At 59.2% G+C, this 15,867-nt stretch carries 14 protein-coding genes; 5 read left to right on the forward strand and 9 right to left on the reverse strand.

Annotation, left to right across the window (positions count from 1 at the left end; genetic code table 11):
• Positions 1-119: 119 nt before the first annotated feature.
• Positions 120-755 carry a c-type cytochrome gene (locus XX99_RS01130; protein ID WP_050057539.1) on the reverse strand — a complete coding sequence of 212 codons (636 nt, stop codon included), beginning with the start codon at positions 753-755 and terminating at the stop codon, positions 120-122.
• A gap of 178 nt (positions 756-933) precedes the next feature.
• Here XX99_RS01130 and XX99_RS01135 point away from each other — a divergent pair, with 178 nt between their 5' ends.
• The gene (locus XX99_RS01135; RefSeq protein ID WP_050057540.1) at positions 934-1,680 is read left to right on the forward strand and encodes a hypothetical protein; all 747 of its coding nucleotides are present in this window, start codon (positions 934-936) and stop codon (positions 1,678-1,680) included.
• A gap of 102 nt (positions 1,681-1,782) precedes the next feature.
• Here XX99_RS01135 and XX99_RS01140 read toward each other — a convergent pair whose 3' ends face one another.
• The gene (locus tag XX99_RS01140; RefSeq protein ID WP_050057541.1) at positions 1,783-3,318 is read right to left on the reverse strand and encodes a fumarate hydratase; all 1,536 of its coding nucleotides are present in this window, start codon (positions 3,316-3,318) and stop codon (positions 1,783-1,785) included.
• Positions 3,319-3,434: 116 nt separating this feature from the next.
• On the opposite strand from XX99_RS01140, the gene XX99_RS01145 reads away from it, so the two are divergent.
• Positions 3,435-4,472 (forward strand): YpdA family putative bacillithiol disulfide reductase, encoded by a 1,038-nt coding sequence (locus XX99_RS01145; protein WP_050057542.1) that lies wholly within the window; start codon positions 3,435-3,437, stop codon positions 4,470-4,472.
• A gap of 39 nt (positions 4,473-4,511) precedes the next feature.
• Positions 4,512-6,410 (forward strand): sensor histidine kinase, encoded by a 1,899-nt coding sequence (locus XX99_RS01150; RefSeq protein WP_082125151.1) that lies wholly within the window; start codon positions 4,512-4,514, stop codon positions 6,408-6,410.
• 204 nt (positions 6,411-6,614) lie between these two features.
• Here XX99_RS01150 and XX99_RS01155 read toward each other — a convergent pair whose 3' ends face one another.
• The 3 genes from XX99_RS01155 to XX99_RS01165 form a co-directional block, all read right to left on the reverse strand.
• Positions 6,615-8,861 carry a chymotrypsin family serine protease gene (locus XX99_RS01155; protein ID WP_050057544.1) on the reverse strand — a complete coding sequence of 749 codons (2,247 nt, stop codon included), beginning with the start codon at positions 8,859-8,861 and terminating at the stop codon, positions 6,615-6,617.
• Between the two features lie 131 nt (positions 8,862-8,992).
• On the reverse strand, positions 8,993-9,805 hold the full coding sequence (locus XX99_RS01160; protein WP_331386712.1) for an ABC transporter permease: 813 nt from the start codon (positions 9,803-9,805) through the stop codon (positions 8,993-8,995).
• Entirely contained in the window at positions 9,798-10,742 is a 945-nt protein-coding gene (locus tag XX99_RS01165; RefSeq protein ID WP_050057546.1) for an ABC transporter ATP-binding protein, read from the reverse strand. Before XX99_RS01165 ends, XX99_RS01160 begins: the two co-directional genes overlap by 8 nt.
• Before the next feature lie 321 nt (positions 10,743-11,063).
• Between XX99_RS01165 and XX99_RS01170 the strand changes: the two genes are divergently transcribed.
• Positions 11,064-12,269, forward strand: a complete 1,206-nt coding sequence (locus tag XX99_RS01170) for an acyltransferase family protein (protein WP_050057547.1) — start codon at positions 11,064-11,066, stop codon at positions 12,267-12,269.
• Positions 12,270-12,419: 150 nt separating this feature from the next.
• Here the strand turns inward: XX99_RS01170 and XX99_RS01175 are convergent, their stop codons facing one another.
• Positions 12,420-12,701: a hypothetical protein gene (locus XX99_RS01175; protein WP_050057548.1), complete on the reverse strand. Its 282-nt coding sequence runs from the start codon at positions 12,699-12,701 to the stop codon at positions 12,420-12,422.
• Positions 12,702-12,834: 133 nt separating this feature from the next.
• Entirely contained in the window at positions 12,835-13,848 is a 1,014-nt protein-coding gene (locus XX99_RS01180; RefSeq protein ID WP_050057549.1) for a zinc-dependent alcohol dehydrogenase family protein, read from the reverse strand.
• A gap of 88 nt (positions 13,849-13,936) precedes the next feature.
• Between XX99_RS01180 and XX99_RS01185 the strand changes: the two genes are divergently transcribed.
• Positions 13,937-14,179 carry a hypothetical protein gene (locus XX99_RS01185; RefSeq protein WP_050057550.1) on the forward strand — a complete coding sequence of 81 codons (243 nt, stop codon included), beginning with the start codon at positions 13,937-13,939 and terminating at the stop codon, positions 14,177-14,179.
• Between the two features lie 3 nt (positions 14,180-14,182).
• On the opposite strand, the gene XX99_RS01190 is transcribed toward XX99_RS01185, so the two are convergent.
• Both XX99_RS01190 and XX99_RS01195 read right to left on the reverse strand, forming a co-directional pair.
• Positions 14,183-14,959, reverse strand: a complete 777-nt coding sequence (locus XX99_RS01190) for an SDR family NAD(P)-dependent oxidoreductase (protein WP_050057551.1) — start codon at positions 14,957-14,959, stop codon at positions 14,183-14,185.
• A gap of 14 nt (positions 14,960-14,973) precedes the next feature.
• Positions 14,974-15,855, reverse strand: coding sequence for an NAD(P)-dependent oxidoreductase (locus XX99_RS01195; protein ID WP_050057552.1), 882 nt, complete (start codon positions 15,853-15,855; stop codon positions 14,974-14,976).
• Positions 15,856-15,867: the final 12 nt, after the last annotated feature.

A 15,867-nucleotide genomic window follows, 5' to 3' on the forward strand; every position in this document is an offset into this window, starting at 1 on the left:
CGATCGGGCGCTGAAAGACTCAAGCAATCGAAACGCCACCAGATATCTTTACATATCCAGTCACGCTTCGCTCGCGATCCGGCTGCTGGGGAGAGCCGGCGCCGCGAGTGAAGCATTGCTCACTTCTGCTCGGCAGGAATGGCCGGAGGCATGGAGTTCATCTGGATGTCGGTGATCTTCTGCGCCGGCCCGGTAGCTGCGGAAGCGGGCGTCAGCGTGGCCGGATCGAGATCGAGCGGCTGCTTCAGGAGATCCAGCACGCCGGGCGGCAGCGGCTTGTCGGCATTGGCCAGCAGCAGGCTGACCTGCCACATCTGAGTTGGATTCAGGACCTTGTCGTAAGCCGGCATGCCGGTCAGGCGGATGCCGTTCGACACCTTCCAGTAGGTTTCGCCCGGAGGGTCGTCGCTGACTCCTACAACGCCGTCCTCGTGCGGAGCCCACAGTTGCGGAGCATTCGGGTACATGTGCGAAGCAAAGCTGGAGGGGCGTCCATACAAGCCGTGGCAGGCCGCGCATTGCTGGCGATAAATGTGTGCGCCGGTCTCGAGGTTCGTCGCGTTGGCTTCGATGGGGGGCGACTTGGGCATCTCTTTGTCGATGCGGGCGTGCAGCGGCACACTGACCAGCTCTTTTTCCATCACAAAGGACTTGTCAGCGACGGCTACGGGCGGGTGTCCGGCGTGGAAATATGTGAAAACCGCAAGAGGAAGAATACAAAGTCCCAGGATGAGCCCCAGCAAAAATGCCTTCATGATCTGTTTTATGCCTCGTTTTCGGACTCGATCTCACCGGATTTGCCGATCCGAAGAGTCTAATCTTCAGGAGAGCAGGGCGCGAGGGGCGGCGCAAGTGCTTTAATACAGAAGTAAGGAATTTTTTGTCATCTTTCACCACCCCCAGAGTTAGCAGGCAGTGGAGGCTTCAAGATTCATGCATTTCAGCAAGCGTAAGTTTTTGGCGCTCGTACTCTCTATCGCGCCAGCTCTAGCGTGTGCGCAGAGCACAACCGATCAGCAGCAGCAGCCGGACCAGAGCCAGACCCAGGCTCCGACGACTCAGCCCCCGCAACAGCGGGCGGAAGTGCTCCGCGCAGCCCAGGCCAGAGTGCGAGCGAGACGCAAGCTGCGCGTCCAGCAGATCATCCAGGACACCTACTCTCATAAGTACGAGACCTACTTCGGCGGTGGCTATCTGCGCTTTCGCCCCGGCTCGTCGCTGCAGAAGATCAACGAGTCGAACTGGAATATCGGCGTCACCGACTATGTGCGCGGCAAACTTGGTGTGACCGCCGATTTCCGCGGCTACTACGGCACCACATACACAAACGTCAATGAGTTTCAGGTCTTCGCGCCCAGCATCAGCCAGTACAGCTTCATGGCGGGCCCGCAGGCGCGGTTCTATGAGAGCCAGCACTGGGCCTGGAGCGGCAATGTCCTGGTCGGCGTCGGCCACGGCAATTTCGGCACTGGCACCGGCGGTCTGCCGCCGACGCTCATCGGCCTCTATCCGGACGGCAACTCGGTCAATCTGAGCGTTGGAGCCAGCCTGGACTACAACCTCGGACCCGGCCTCGCAATCCGCCTCACGCCGAATTACCTGATGACCGATTACGGCAGCGAACTGCAGCACAATCTGGGATTCAACGCCGGTATCGTCTATCGCTTTGGACGGCAGTAAAAACTCCGGTCGTATGCGTCATAGAAAAGGGGCTGCGTGAGCAGCCCCTTTTCTATTTCACAGCGGAGGGCAGAAGATCGATCGGCCCCTAGTTGAGTCTTTTCAAGCCAGAATCGGAATCCCCGCCAGCCCCGACTGAATACGGCTCTGAATCTTGGCCTGCCATTCCTTCGGACCTGTCTGATGTACGGAAATGCCTTCGGAGTTCACGGCAACGGTCACCGGCATATCCACGACCTCGAACTCGTAGATCGCCTCCATGCCCAGGTCTTCGAAGGCCAGCACGCGCGAAGCTTTGATGGCCTTCGACACCAGGTACGCAGCTCCGCCGACGGCCATGAGATAAACGGCTTTGTTGTCGCGAATGGCTTCGATGGCCGCCGGCCCGCGCTCGGCCTTGCCCACCATGCCGAGAAGTCCGGTCTGCTCCAGCATCTGGCGTGTGAACTTGTCCATCCTGGTAGCTGTTGTGGGGCCGGCCGGGCCGACAACCTCATTGCCTACCGGATCGACCGGGCCCACGTAGTAGATGAAGCGATTGGTGAAGTCCACGGGCAGCTTTTCGCCGCGGTTGAGCATGTCGGTCATGCGCTTGTGCGCGGCGTCGCGGCCGGTGAGCAGCTTGCCATTGAGCAGCAGCACTTCGCCGGGCTTCCACGTTGCCACTTCCTCGCGCGTCACGGCGTCGAGGTTCACTCGACGAGCCGTCGAAACGTCGTAAGTGAGCTTTGGCCAGTCTTCGAGCGACGGCGGATCGAGCGCCACCGGCCCCGACCCATCGAGAACGAAGTGCGCATGGCGTGTGGCTGCGCAGTTGGGGATCATGGCCACCGGCAAATTCGCCGCGTGCGTGGGATAGTCGTAGATCTTGACGTCGAGAACGGTGGTCAATCCGCCCAGCCCCTGCGCACCGATGCCCAGCTCATTCACCTTGCGATAGAGCTCGATGCGCATGGCCTCAATGTTGTTTTGCGGGCCGCGCGCGATCACGTCCTGGATGTCGATGGGATCCATGAGCGATTCCTTGGCCATCAGCATGGCCTTCTCCGCGGTGCCCCCGATGCCGATGCCCAGCATGCCCGGCGGGCACCATCCCGCGCCCATGGTCGGCACAGTTTTCAGCACCCAGTCGACAACCGAGTCGGAAGGATTGAGCATGGCGAACTTCGATTTTGCCTCCGAGCCTCCGCCCTTGGCAGCAACCGTGACCTCGACCTCGCCGCCGCGAACCAATTGCACATTGATGACCGCCGGCGTGTTGTCCAGCGTGTTGCGGCGCGCGCCTGCGGGGTCGGCGAGAATGGAGGCGCGCAGCTTGTTGTCGGGTTGCAGATAGGCGCGGCGAACGCCTTCATTCACCATCTCCTCGACGCTCATCTGCGCGTTCCAGCGGACATCCATGCCGACCTTGAGAAAGACGGTGACGATGCCCGTGTCCTGGCAGATCGGCCGATGGCCTTCGGCGCACATGCGCGAGTTGATCAGGATCTGCGCAATCGCATCCTTGGCCGCGGAAGACTCTTCCATCTCATACGCTTTGGCCAGGCTGGTGATGTAATCCACCGGATGGTAGTAGCTGATGTACTGCAGCGCGTTTGCCACGCTCTCGATGAGGTCTTCCTGCTGAATCGTCGCCATTTTTCTGCGCCTTTTATTCCCTTTTCTTAGGTTAAATGAAATGCAAACGGGATGCAGGGCGTCGCTGCCCCCGGTGGTTCTTCTCGCAACCGAGACGCATTGTCTATAGTTAAGAGATGAGCCATCGGAACGGAATCGCCGCGGAGGAGAACTTCGACGTACTGGTGATTGGCGCAGGTCCTACCGGCCTGGCGTGCGCCATCGAGTCGCAGCGCGCGGGCTTTCGCACCGTTCTGTTGGATAAGGGCTGTCTCTGCAATTCTTTGTTCCATTATCCATCGCACATGACGTTCTTCACCACCTCCGAGCTGCTCGAGATCGGAGACATCCCGTTTCCAAGTCCCAACTCCAAGCCCACGCGCAACGAAGCGCTGGAGTATTACCGCAAGGTCGCGGATCACTATCACCTCGACACGCGGCAGTACCGTCTGGTTCTCTCTATCAGCGGAAGCGATGGAGATTTTCGCGTGCTTATCCGGGACAAGTTCGGCCGCGAGAGCGTCTATCGCACGCGCAAGCTGATCGTTGCCACGGGCTATTACGATCTGCCGAACTACATGAATATCCCGGGCGAAGAGCTGCCCAAGGTACACCACTACTATGACGATCCGCACCCGTACTACAACCTCGACATAGTCATCATCGGGGGAAAGAACTCCGCAGCGATCGCGGCTCTCGATCTGTGGAGGCACGGCGCTCGTGTAACTCTGATCCATCGCGGGCCCGAGATTCACAAGAACGTGAAGTATTGGATCCTGCCCGACATCGAGAATCGCATCAAGAATGGTGAAATCACCGCCCACTTCAAGAGCCAGGTTCTCCGCATTGAAGCCGACAGTGTGACGCTCGACACGCGGCGCGGAGAGCTTACCATCCCCAACGATTATGTCTTCGCGCTCACCGGCTATCATCCCGATTTCGACTTTCTGAGAGAGATGGGCGTGCATCTCGAAGGCAAAGATCTTCTTCCGGATTGCAATCCCGAGACACTGGAGAGTAATGTGCCAGGAATCTACCTGGCCGGGGTCATCGTTGCGGGATCGCGGACCAGCGAGATATTTATCGAGAACGGTCGCTTTCATGGCCGCCAGATTGCAGTCGATTTAAGCAGAAAGATGTCGCTGAGCGGCGCGCTTCCGGCAGCGGCTCGTTAAGAAGAACCTGCTGCGTGCGCTGCGCAGGAAAGGTGGTACATGAGAATTTTGAGACCCCGCACAATTCGCGGTCAGTTGATGGGTGGGCTCATCCTCTTCGAAATTCTCGTGCTGGTGATTCTCTCGGTCCTGATCTTTCAAGAGCAGCGACAGGAGCTTCAGTCGCGCACCGACCAGCGCCTTGAATATCAGGCATCCACCATCGCGCTGCAGAGCGGCACCGCTCTCGAAGATAAGCAGCTCTCTTCGATCGAGCATATTGTCAATGCGATGCGGGCAGCCCCCGGCATCCGCTCTGTTCAAATCACAGACATGCGGGGACGGACCCTGGTCAGCAATGGGCCGGAAGCCAAGGGCGGCATGAGTCTGTCGCCCTATGAGCGGACATTTTTACACGAGCTGAGTAAGCCTGCGATCTTCTGGTCTGCTCCGCACGCTCGCGAAGCCGTCGCGCCGATCCGCATCCATGGCGAATTGCAGGCGCTGGTTTGGATCTATCCGGATGACTCGCGCGACCGCAAGCAGTTGCAGAGCCTGATGCGCATCACTCTGTTTTCGGCGGTTCTGGCAATCGCCGCGTGTACCCTCTTCGCCAGCTTCATGGCCGGGGCAATTGCGCGTCCGCTCGGAGTGCTCATGCAGGCGACGCGAAAGCTGGTTCACGATCCGGAGGACACCAGCTCTTTTCCCATTCCTGTTTCCTCCGCCAATGAAGCCGCCGATCTCACACTCGCCTTCAATCTCATGGTGGCCTCGATGGCCGAACAGCGCGCGGGGCTGAACGACACACTGGCTCTGCTCGATTCCATGCTGGCCAATGCTCCCATCGGCTTTGCCTTCTTCGATCATCGGCTGCGCATGGTGCGGGTCAATCAGTTCCTGGCTCGGATGAACGATCTTCCGGTCAGCAGGCATTTGGGAAAAGCGATCGAGGATGTGTTTGCGCCTGCCGCAGCCAGTAGGCTGAGCGCGGGCATCAAGCAGGTCTTTCATGAAGGATACGCAGTACGCGATCTGGAGCTGCTCAACGAAGAGCCCGGACAGTTGCCGGCCGCGGGGGTATCGGACGCTCGCAGCTGGCTGGCGAATATCTATCCCGTACGCACCGACACGCAGACGGTGCGCTGGGTGGGCGTGATCCTTGTCGAGACCACGGAGCGCCGCCGCGCCGAAGAGGTGCTGCGCAAGTCGGAGAAGCTGGCCGCCACCGGACGTCTGGCTGCGTCCATCGCCCATGAGATCAACAATCCCCTGGAGGCAGTCACCAACCTGCTCTATCTCATCCGGCATGGCGAGCTCGATCGGAATTCGATGCAGTATGTCGAGCTCGCACAGGACGAAATCGTCCGTATGTCGGAGATCACGCAGCAGATGCTTCGCTTCTACCGCCAGTCGACCAAGCCCGTGCTCTCGAATGTTTGCGCGCTGCTCGACTCGGTCATGGCGCTGCATCAGCGCCGCGCCGCTGCGCTGCAAATAGAGATCGTGCGCAGTTACAAATCTGACGTCGAGCTGTTCTGCTTTTCCGGCGAGATGCGCCAGCTGCTTAACAACCTGATCGCCAATGCGATCGATGCGATGACGCCCGGAGGCGGCCGTCTGTCCATGCGCGTGCAGCAGGTTCGCCGTCATCCGCTCTCCGGCAGCGCCGGAGTGCGCGTTACCGTTGCGGATACCGGCTCCGGCATGAGCCGCGAGGTGCGCCGCCATATCTTCGAGCCGTTCTTCACCACCAAAGAAGACACCGGCACCGGCCTCGGCTTATGGGTGAGCGCCGAAATCATTCAAAAGCACAAAGGCTCGGTGTCAATTCGCAGCCTCGCGCGCAATGAGAACGGCAGGGGCGGATGGACGGTTTTTTCGCTTTTCTTCCCGTCGGATCTGGAGCAGATGCTGCAGTCCGAAGCCGTGGAATTGCAGCCATCCGACGCGGTTTGAGCGTTGCTGTGAATAGTTATCCCGCGAGTATTGGCCTCACACCGTCATTCTGACGACCAACGGGAGGAAGAATCTCAGCGACGTGAATAATTTCACATCGCTGAGATTCCTCGCTTCACCGCCCCAACACGCGAACATCGCGCGTGCCGGGGACCCCGGATCACTCAGGATGACGGGCACTTTTTCCCATCTTCAAAGGTGGCGCTAGTTCAACGGGAATCCAGGTGAGCCGCTATCGATCGCGGAGGCGTCTCTTCCCGTCCGGACCGCCTTCAGCCCGCGCAGCGCGCAGCTTGAGGCATGATTCGCGCTGGAGTATTTCGATTGGGTCACGTGGAATGGATGCAGCTTGAGATAACGAACGCGCAGCCCTCCCAGGCTCTGCGGCATGGATGCCGGAGCGCGGTCCATATCTACGAGCACCAGCAGGGCTGGTTCGTTGGGGTTGTCCTGGCTCTCGGTAACTCCGGCGCCGAAGATCGCCGGGTCGCGAAGCATCTCCGGCGCGTATTGCTTCACGACGGCAGATGCTCCGGCAAGAACATTCGCGGAGAGATGAATGCCAGTCGTGGGCGCCGGATGATCGGGTGCCTGATCGCGAGCGATTGCAGCGGCGGTGGTTGGAACGATCTGCGTGCGCAATCCATCGAAGGACTGGGGCACGCTGACAAAGCTCTTGCTCTGATCGGTGTAGACGATGAGCGCCGCTTCGCCCGGGCTGTCGAGGCTCTTGCCGCTGGCGATGGCCAGCACGCCTGCCTCCCGCTGCAGCAGCGACTGGCCGCTGGTTTCGGCAATGAACTTCGCGTGTGCGGCCGCATCCGGCGGAACAACCAGCTTGGCAAAGGGATCGGATGGCTTGGTCTCGTACTGCACGCACGCCACCTTGTGCGGCTGATTGGTGCCGGCGATGGTGAGACGGCTTCCAGCCTGCGAGCTTAGTTCCTGCAGTACATCGGAGATGGGGTTGGCTACGCTCAGCCCGGCTCCGTTTCCATCCGTGCCTCCGGAGAAGAGCAGCGCAACCGGCTCGGCATTGCTGGCGTCCACAACCAGCGCTCCCGAGTCACCGCTATCGGAGAAGTGATCGCCGGCAATGCCAATCTGGCCGGTAAATGTTTTGGTGGAGTAGGGACGAGTCTCGGCGCAGTCCTGAAAGTAGTTGATACGGATGCTTAGATCCACACTCTCCACGCTGGAGCAGGTAAGGCCGGTGGTTCGTCCGCTCTTGACCAGCTCCAGGCTGCCCAGGTTGTCGGCGTCGAGCTTTTCGCCGGTCCCCGCTACCGGAGGAGCCGAGGCGAGCACGCCGCTGCCGGTTGATTCCCCAAGCTGCAGAATGCTGCCGGCGGGGTCGACTGCGCCTGAGGAGACAGCGGCGAGCGCCGCGTCAACATTGCTCTGATGGCTGGCCAGGGGAACGAAATACTTCAGCGTGCCCACCGGCCGCAGCGTAGACCCCGCCTGGCTCAACGGCACGCAGCCGTTGTCGATCAGGCCGGGCTCGTCGATGGTGTCGCCGGGCTTTCCCTGGTCGGATTCCGCGAGCACATGGTTATTGCTCAGGATGTATTGGTTCTTCGCTGTGTCCTCGACCAGCGCGCCGAGGGTTCCACCGCAGCAGTTGGCGATATACGGCGTGCCGGCCCGGTCTTCGAAGGTGTCGTAGTCGTTGTCGTTGCCGCCTGACGAGCCGAGAGCGATGGCGCCGCTCTGTTCGGATTGATTGATCGCGGGATTGCTGTTCCAGCCGTCCGCGTTGAGAAGAATTCTCAGCGGCGATGCCACGTTGGTTCCGTTCACTGATGCGGAAAGCGAGACGCTCTCCTTGCTGGATATCACGCTGGGCGCGGTATAAGTGACCTTGCAGGTCGTGTATTGATCGAGACTATAGCTGCAGCTTGGGTTGGTGAGAACTCCCGCTGCTCCGGCGCCCGAACCGCCATTTCCCGAACTGCCACTTAACGACCAGCTCACCTTCCCCGCGTTGACCTCCGCGACCTCCGCCGTTACTTCCACCGAATTCCCCGCGGTCAGAGCGGCATTTTGCGGCAGAAGCGACTGAACGAATCCCGGAGAGACAGTAATCAGCTGGCTGGCCTGCGAGGTCGGATCGCTCTTGAGTGTAGCCAGAACACGAATATGCACGGTGTCGCGAGCCACGGCGCTGGGCGGCGTGTACAGGCCATTGGCGTCGACATGTCCCTCTCCAAGAGAAGAGGCATTCTCGCCTTCGGCAATCGACCAGCTCACCGCCGCGGGTTCGCCGCTGGGCAGCAAAGCCGTAAATTGCACCTGCCCGTTGGTTGCGATGGAATTCGAAGACGACGCGATGGAGAAAGAGCCGCCGTTTGCGCCCAGGCCGCTGTACTGGCCCACGCCGCATCCGGCAATGGCCAGGAGCAGAGACGGCAGTGCGGCTGCGAATTTTCGGCTTAAGCGCTTCGACATACACGTCAGGAGGGGGTAATCCTGGTCCTGGAATTTTCCATCCTGGAAGCCTCCATCTTAGATGGGAAGCTTAACTCTGAGGTGAACACATTTGCACTTCCGTAACCAGCGCCGGAGCGAGAAGGTTAGTTTCAGGAAATAACCCGTCGCAGGAAACCTTTGATTCCAAAAGTCCCGAGCAGCCCCAGCGAGGCCAAAAGCGCGACCAGAATCAGCAGGGAAGGCATGTGCGGCACCCCGGGTGTAAGCGCCGCCCGCAACCCCTCGCTCATATAAACGATGGGATTGAGCAGCACCGCAATCTGCAGCCACCGGACATGGCTCAGCACCGCCCAGGGGTAGTACACGCAGCCCAGGAAGGTGATTGGCACCACGACAATGGAGAAGACCAGGCCGATCTGCTGCGGCTTTACGTTGGAGCCGATGGTCAAGCCCAACGCACCGGAGACCAGGCTGGCCAGGATCAGGGTGGCCACCAGCATCGGCCAGCTGGCCACATGCGCGTGCACCGGCGTCGCCGGAATCAGATACGCGAGAGGAACGACCAGCAGAGCGGCAAGGATGCTTTGGACGGAGCTGAAACAGATCTTCTCGATGGCCACTGCGGCCACCGGCAGCGGGCACATCACACGGTCGTCGATCTCGCGTGTTATGCCGAACTCCTGCGACAGCGGCAGGGCGACGGCGGCAATCCCGCTGAACATAATGGCGACAGCCATCAGTCCCGGCAGCAACACGGTGGCGAAGTTTGCGCCGCCTACAGCGTTGCCCTGTCCAATGCGCGGGAAAATATAAGTGAACACGAAGAGAAAAAGCAGCGGCTGCATGATGATGCGGAGCACGAAGGGACCGATCTCGCGCCTTAAAACGCGCAGGTCGCGCAGCATCATCCCGGCGAATGCCGAAGCAAAAGAGTGATTTTTTGTTTCCATCGCGCTACTCACGAAGATCTCTCCCGGTCAGACGGATGAATACCGTTTCCAGATTGGGCTCGTTCATCCGGATATCGCGCACCCCGTAGTTGTTCGCTGCCTGCAGGATCTCGGGAAGCAGGCCGTCGACGCCTTGCGCGAAGAGCCGCAGCCCGGCGCTGGTCATCTCCAGGCCTCTGATCTGCGGCAACGCGTTCAGCCTGTCGATGAGCGGCTGCTTGCCGTCGTTCTGGCGCAGAGTCAACTCGATTACCGTGTCCGCGCCGAGAGTCGTCTTGAGATGAGCAGGCGCATCGAGCGCCAGCACCTTGCCGTGATCGATGATCGCCACGCGTTCGCAGAGCTCATCGGCTTCTTCCATGTAATGCGTGGTCAGAACCACGGTGATGCCTTCCTCGCGCAGCGAACGCACCGCGTCCCACATGGCGATGCGGCTTTGCGGATCGAGGCCGGCGCTGGGCTCATCGAGAAAGAGCACTGCCGGCCGATGTGCAATCGCGCGAGCGATCTGCACGCGCTGCTGCAGTCCGCCGGAGAGCTGATTAGGAAAGTTCGTGCCGCGCTCTTCGAGATGGAACTGGGCCAGCAAGTCTTTCGATCGCTGCTGCGCATCCGCACCGCTGTAGCCGAAATATTTGCAATGGAAGTAGAGGTTCTCGAAGATGGTGAGCGAACGATCGAGGGTGTTGTATTGCGGAACCACTCCGATATTGCGGCGCGCAGCCGCCGGATGCGCCACCACGTCGATACCGGCAATCGTGACCTTGCCGCTGGTAGGAAGAACGCGCGTCGTGCAGATGCCGATGGTGGTGGTCTTGCCCGCGCCATTCGGGCCCAACAGCCCGAATAACTCGCCTTTTTCGACGGTGAGGTCGATGCCGTCGACCGCCGTCACGCGCTGCTGCTTGTCCTGATAGACCTTGCTGAGGCCGGAGATTTCGACGATCACCGGGGTGTTGTCCAGTCGGCGAAAGAGTAAGGAGACATTGACTCCAGTATACGAAAGCAGCTAGCTGGCGCGGCATTGTGCATGCCGATTGGCTTCGGTCACAATGAATATTCGAGAATCTTGCGGAGCATGTTCGCTCTTGGCTCGTTGTGTTGCATCGGGTATGGATACGAAAGCGTCGATAGATCGACCCCGGAAATAGTTCTGGCCTTCAGCTATTTCGAACCTGATCGCAGGATTGTCTCTTAAAACCGCCATGAGGCGATCTGTAATCAAGTCCCAGCTGATTCGGTTTTAGTGGCTGGAGAGAAGGAGCCTGGATTGGCCCTGGCCAATGTGATCGAACAACCTGCCGCCACTGCGAGTTCACCCAGGCACTGGTATGCGGGTCTGGATGGCGTTCGTGCGATAGCCGTGACTTTGGTATTTACTCTCCACTACCTGGGCGCTCGAACGCTGGCGGTAGGATGGACCGGCGTCCCCATCTTCTTCGTCCTCTCCGGATTTCTAATCACCGGCATTCTTTATGACAATCGGAGCGAACTTCATCGCTTTCGTAATTTCTACGTCCGCCGGACTCTCAGAATATTCCCGCTGTACTATTTCGCCTGGATATTGATTCTGTTGGCGGCTTTGCTGCTAGCAGGGCAGTGGAGGCCGATTCACTTCCTCTGGTTGACCTATCTGGGCAACTACATCCGACTCATCGCCGGTAATAAGCTTCCTGATCGGATCTACACCTTCAATGGTCCTCGGCTGCCTCTGGAAATCGGACATTTTTGGTCTCTTGCTGTCGAAGAGCAGTTCTATCTGATCTGGCCATTCATTGTGTTTCATCTCCGCGAACGTAAAAAGCTTATCCGAATTTGTATTTTGACCATCGTGTTTGTGCCGATCCTCCGTGCCGTTCTCTGGAAGCTTCTGCCGGAAAACACTTTATCGATGGACTTTCTGTACCGCATGACCTTTACTCAGTGCGACGCATTCCTTCTCGGCGGACTGTTGGCGCTCTGGCTGAGAGGTCCCGAAAAAGACCGCATGCTGCGTCATTCCAATAAGATTTTTGGGGTCTCGTTGGTTCTCTTCGTTGCAGCCTATCTGGCGAATAACCATTGGCGGCTTGGCTATCTGTCCACTTCTTCCGGCTGGGTGTCTACGTATGGCTTCAGCCTTATCGACTTTGCGGCGGCCGGCCTTATTCTCTGCTCGTTGCGGCCATCGTCCGTGGTGAGTCGCGTGATGACGTTACCGCCCCTGCGTTTTCTCGGCAGATACAGCTATGGCTTTTACGTCTACCATGTGCCGTTGCAGCCTCTCCTCCGGCATTCTTTCCAGCCTGTTCTCAAACTCTTTCCAGCCCACGTCCGCTCCTTCGGTGAAGCGCTCGCCGTGGCGTTGTATTTCCTCATCGTCCTGTTCGTTTCGGTGTGTAGCTATCACCTCATTGAGCTTCCATTCCTGAGGATGAAAGATCGTTTCACTGTCCGAGATGCAAATCCTGGCGCGCAGGACCTTACCGTGGCGTAGAGACGCGGCTTCTACTTTGGTATGGGAACGCGCTTGATCGAATCTTGAGTTATCTCTGCCGTAAGGAGCGGAAAACTGTTCCTGCAATAAAAAAGGAGTGCGGATGCACTCCCTTACACGGATCCCGCCCTCTCGAGAGAGCGGATGAAATCAAGCAGCGTTCGACTTGCGCTCGTTCGGCTGAATCATCGAAGGCGTGCTTGAAACCGGCGCCATCACTCTCACTTCGCTGGCCTGCACAGCTTTCATGCGGCGAACTTCGCGCGCGCTGAGCGGGCGCATGGTGATGGGTGAGTAATAAACTTGGTTTCCGCAATCAAGGCAGACTTTGTAGGTCTGTTCCTGAAGCGTGAAGGGACGAGTCAGCCTTTCGTGGCTACACCCGAAAAAAATCTCATAGAAGAAATTGAAAATCGTAAGGAAAATATTCATTTTTCTGGCCTCCCCTTTTCGTCTCGTATCCGAGGTGCCACTCGGAGGGACCTGCAGTGCGCGGGCAGTGAGGGCTACTAAGCGCCTTTATTGGATGCGCGACCGGGAAAAATGTCGCTTGGGGAGGCAAAAATTACGTTGTCAGGCGGATTACGATCTTGCCGAAGTGCGAAGCTTTCTCCATCAGGGCTAAGGCTTTAGGCGCATCGTCGAAGCTAAACCGCTGATCCACCTGGGGTTGAAGCTTGTTGAGAGCAATGGCCCGGTTCATCTCCTCGAAATCTGCCCGGGAGCCGACATAAATGCCGTGCAGGTGAGCCTGCTTGTGAAGGAGGGATCGGATTTCGATTGGGTGAGGTGATTCCGCCAGGACCCCAATCTGTGCGATCCGGCCGCCCACGCGAATCGCTCTCACGGATTGCCCAAACGTGCCAGCGCCGCCCACTTCGATTACCAGGTCCGCTCCCCGGCCGCCGGTCTGTTCTACGACCCACTTCGCCCAATCCTCCTGGCGCTTGTAGTTGAGGCCGGCATCGAGCCCCAGTTTCCCGGCGCGAGCCAGTTTTTCGTCGCTGCTCGAAGTCCCTAACACTCGCGCTCCCAGCATCTTGGCGAATTGCAGGGCGAAGATGGAAACCCCGCCCGTCCCCTGAATCACGACGGTATCTCCCGCCTTGGTTTGTCCTGCGTGAACCACCGCATTCCATGCGGTAACGGCGGCGCAGGGTAGAGTCGCGGCCTCCTCCCAGCTGAGATGAGCAGGAATCTCAACCAGTCCGTTTTCGTCCACCAGCACGAATTCAGCCAGGGTCCCATCGATATCGCCGCCCAGTGCGCCGCGCTGCTTGGCCGCCTCGGGAGGTCCATCGATCCAGTTCTGCATGAAAATGCCGGCCACACGCTGCCTGATTTTTACGCGCGTCACCTTTTCGCCGATCGCAACAACCTCACCCGCGCCATCGGAGCAGGGAATCCGTGGCAACGCCATCTTCGGGTTGTAGCGGCCCGAGACCGTCAGCAGATCGCGATAATTGAGCGAAACAGCGTAGACCTTGACCACGACCTGGGTGCCCGAGGGTTGAGGCATAGGCCGTTCTGTAAGTGCAAGATGGTCGAGGCCGAAGGCAGATATTTCCCAAACTTTCATCGTTTCTCCGTTACAAAAGACTGCCGCTTTTCTTCAGGGAAGCGCCATATCTGCGGCGGATAGGGCGCTTTGGGGTTAGCATAAAGGTATGGCCAGAGGATGGGAAAGCAAGTCAGTCGAAGATCAGGTCGCCGATCAGGAAGCCGCGTCTTCGAACGCAATCAACCACCGTGTGGCCAGTGCCGCGCACGCCGAACGACAGCGTCAACGCCAAGCACTTGAGTTACAGCGTGAGCGCATTTTGGATGAACGTACCTCGAGTCCCCACCGGCGCGCTGCGCTGGAGGCCGCTTTGGCCGACATCGAGGCGCGCCTGAATCAAATTCCGTAACTGCTACCGTTGCTTTCTATTGAACATCATGGAATTCGCCTGATCGATGGATGTCATCGACACGCGGGCGATGTTGACGTGCGACGGCCGCGTTGCCGTCCATACAATCGCGTCTGCAACGTCCGCGGGTGAAAGCGGCGTGATGTTCTGATAGACCTTGGCGGCGCGCTCATCGTCGCCGCGAAAACGAACCAGGCTGAAGTCGGTTTCGACCATGCCTGGATCGATGCTGGTCACGCGCACCGGCGTTCCGAGCAGGTCCTGGCGCAACCCATCGTTGATGGCTCTCTCGGCAGCCTTGGTGGCGCAGTAGACCGCGCCGCTGGGATACGTCATCTCTCCGGCGGTCGAGCCCATATTGATCACGTGCCCTGACCCGCGCTCCACCATGCCGGGCACCACGGCGCGCGTGACGTAGAGCAGTCCCTTCACGTTGGTGTCGATCATCTCGTCCCAGTCTTCGGTGTGACCTGCATAGAGCTTGTCCAGGCCGCGGCTGAGGCCGGCATTGTTGACCAGCACATCGATCCGCTTCCATTCCTCGGGAAGATTCTCGACTGCACTCGTTACTGCGGCGTTCTGCTGAACATCGAGCGCAAAGGCATGCACGTCCGCAGCACCTGCCTGCTTGAGTCCGGGCGTCATTTCATTCAAACGATCGATACGGCGCGCCGCCAGCAGCAAACGAGCGCCCTCCTGAGCAAAAGCCTGTGCGCAGGCTGCGCCGATGCCGGCGCTCGCTCCGGTAATGAAGACAGTCTTTCCTTGCAGCTTTCCCATAGAGGTATCGTAAGTCACTGCTGCTCGAGCGTCTTGGCTTTGGCCAGCCGATAGTATCCGGCAGCCCAGTCTTCGTCCCGCATTCCGGCTTCGATGGCATTCTCCAGATGAGCGGCGAAGGCATCGCCCAGAGGAGTTTTGACTCCCGCGTTATGTGCCGCTTCGCGAAAAAGGCGCATATCCTTTTCGCCCAGGCCGATTGTTCCTCCCGGCGGTTGAGGCGGGTTGAGAATGATCTTGCTATAAGCCTGGTAGAACGGCGATTGGAAGAGCGCGCTGTTGATGGTCTCTAAAAAAAGCGCAGGCTCGATGCCGTTGGCCTCCGCATACACCAGCGTTTCGGAGAGCGAGGCGATCATTGCGGTGATGAGGAAATTTCCGCCGAGCTTGAGGGCATGTGCGCTTGAGGGTTTTTCCGAGACGACGGTCACGCCCCGGCTAAAGGATTGGAGCAGCGGCCGAACCGGCTGGATTGAAGCGTCGGCGCCTGCCGCCACCACCCAAAGCTTTCCATCTTCGGCGACATTCGGCCGTCCGAAGACCGGAGCAGCTACGAAGTCCTGGCCTCTCGCACGATGATCGGCGGTCAGCCGATCGGAAAGCGCAACGCTGATCGTGCTGAGAGAGACGTGAATGGCTCCCGGCGCAATTGCCGCGAGCAAGCCGCTCTCGTAGACAACGTGAACGAGAGATGTGTCGTCCATCAACATGGTGAAGACGATCTCAGCGCCGGCCACCGCTTCTGACGGCGTGCCGCCGACATTCGCTCCCGCGCTCTTGAGCGTCTGCGTCTTATCCAGGCTACGATTCCAGACTGTCAGTTCATGACCCGCCCCGATGAGATGACGCGCGATGGCGCTCCCCATCTTGCCCAGGCCCAAAAATGCGATGCGCATGCAATCTCCTGC

Source organism: Silvibacterium bohemicum, from assembly GCF_001006305.1.
Classification (GTDB): domain Bacteria; phylum Acidobacteriota; class Terriglobia; order Terriglobales; family Acidobacteriaceae; genus Silvibacterium; species Silvibacterium bohemicum.

Coding starts and splice junctions, on each gene's coding strand:
- XX99_RS01130 (WP_050057539.1), bottom strand. CDS start 755: ATGAAGGCATTTTTGCTGGGGCTCATCCTGGGACTTTGTATTCTTCCT.
- XX99_RS01135 (WP_050057540.1), top strand. CDS start 934: ATGCATTTCAGCAAGCGTAAGTTTTTGGCGCTCGTACTCTCTATCGCG.
- XX99_RS01140 (WP_050057541.1), bottom strand. CDS start 3,318: ATGGCGACGATTCAGCAGGAAGACCTCATCGAGAGCGTGGCAAACGCG.
- XX99_RS01145 (WP_050057542.1), top strand. CDS start 3,435: ATGAGCCATCGGAACGGAATCGCCGCGGAGGAGAACTTCGACGTACTG.
- XX99_RS01150 (WP_082125151.1), top strand. CDS start 4,512: ATGAGAATTTTGAGACCCCGCACAATTCGCGGTCAGTTGATGGGTGGG.
- XX99_RS01155 (WP_050057544.1), bottom strand. CDS start 8,861: ATGTCGAAGCGCTTAAGCCGAAAATTCGCAGCCGCACTGCCGTCTCTG.
- XX99_RS01175 (WP_050057548.1), bottom strand. CDS start 12,701: ATGAATATTTTCCTTACGATTTTCAATTTCTTCTATGAGATTTTTTTC.
- XX99_RS01180 (WP_050057549.1), bottom strand. CDS start 13,848: ATGAAAGTTTGGGAAATATCTGCCTTCGGCCTCGACCATCTTGCACTT.
- XX99_RS01185 (WP_050057550.1), top strand. CDS start 13,937: ATGGCCAGAGGATGGGAAAGCAAGTCAGTCGAAGATCAGGTCGCCGAT.
- XX99_RS01190 (WP_050057551.1), bottom strand. CDS start 14,959: ATGGGAAAGCTGCAAGGAAAGACTGTCTTCATTACCGGAGCGAGCGCC.
- XX99_RS01195 (WP_050057552.1), bottom strand. CDS start 15,855: ATGCGCATCGCATTTTTGGGCCTGGGCAAGATGGGGAGCGCCATCGCG.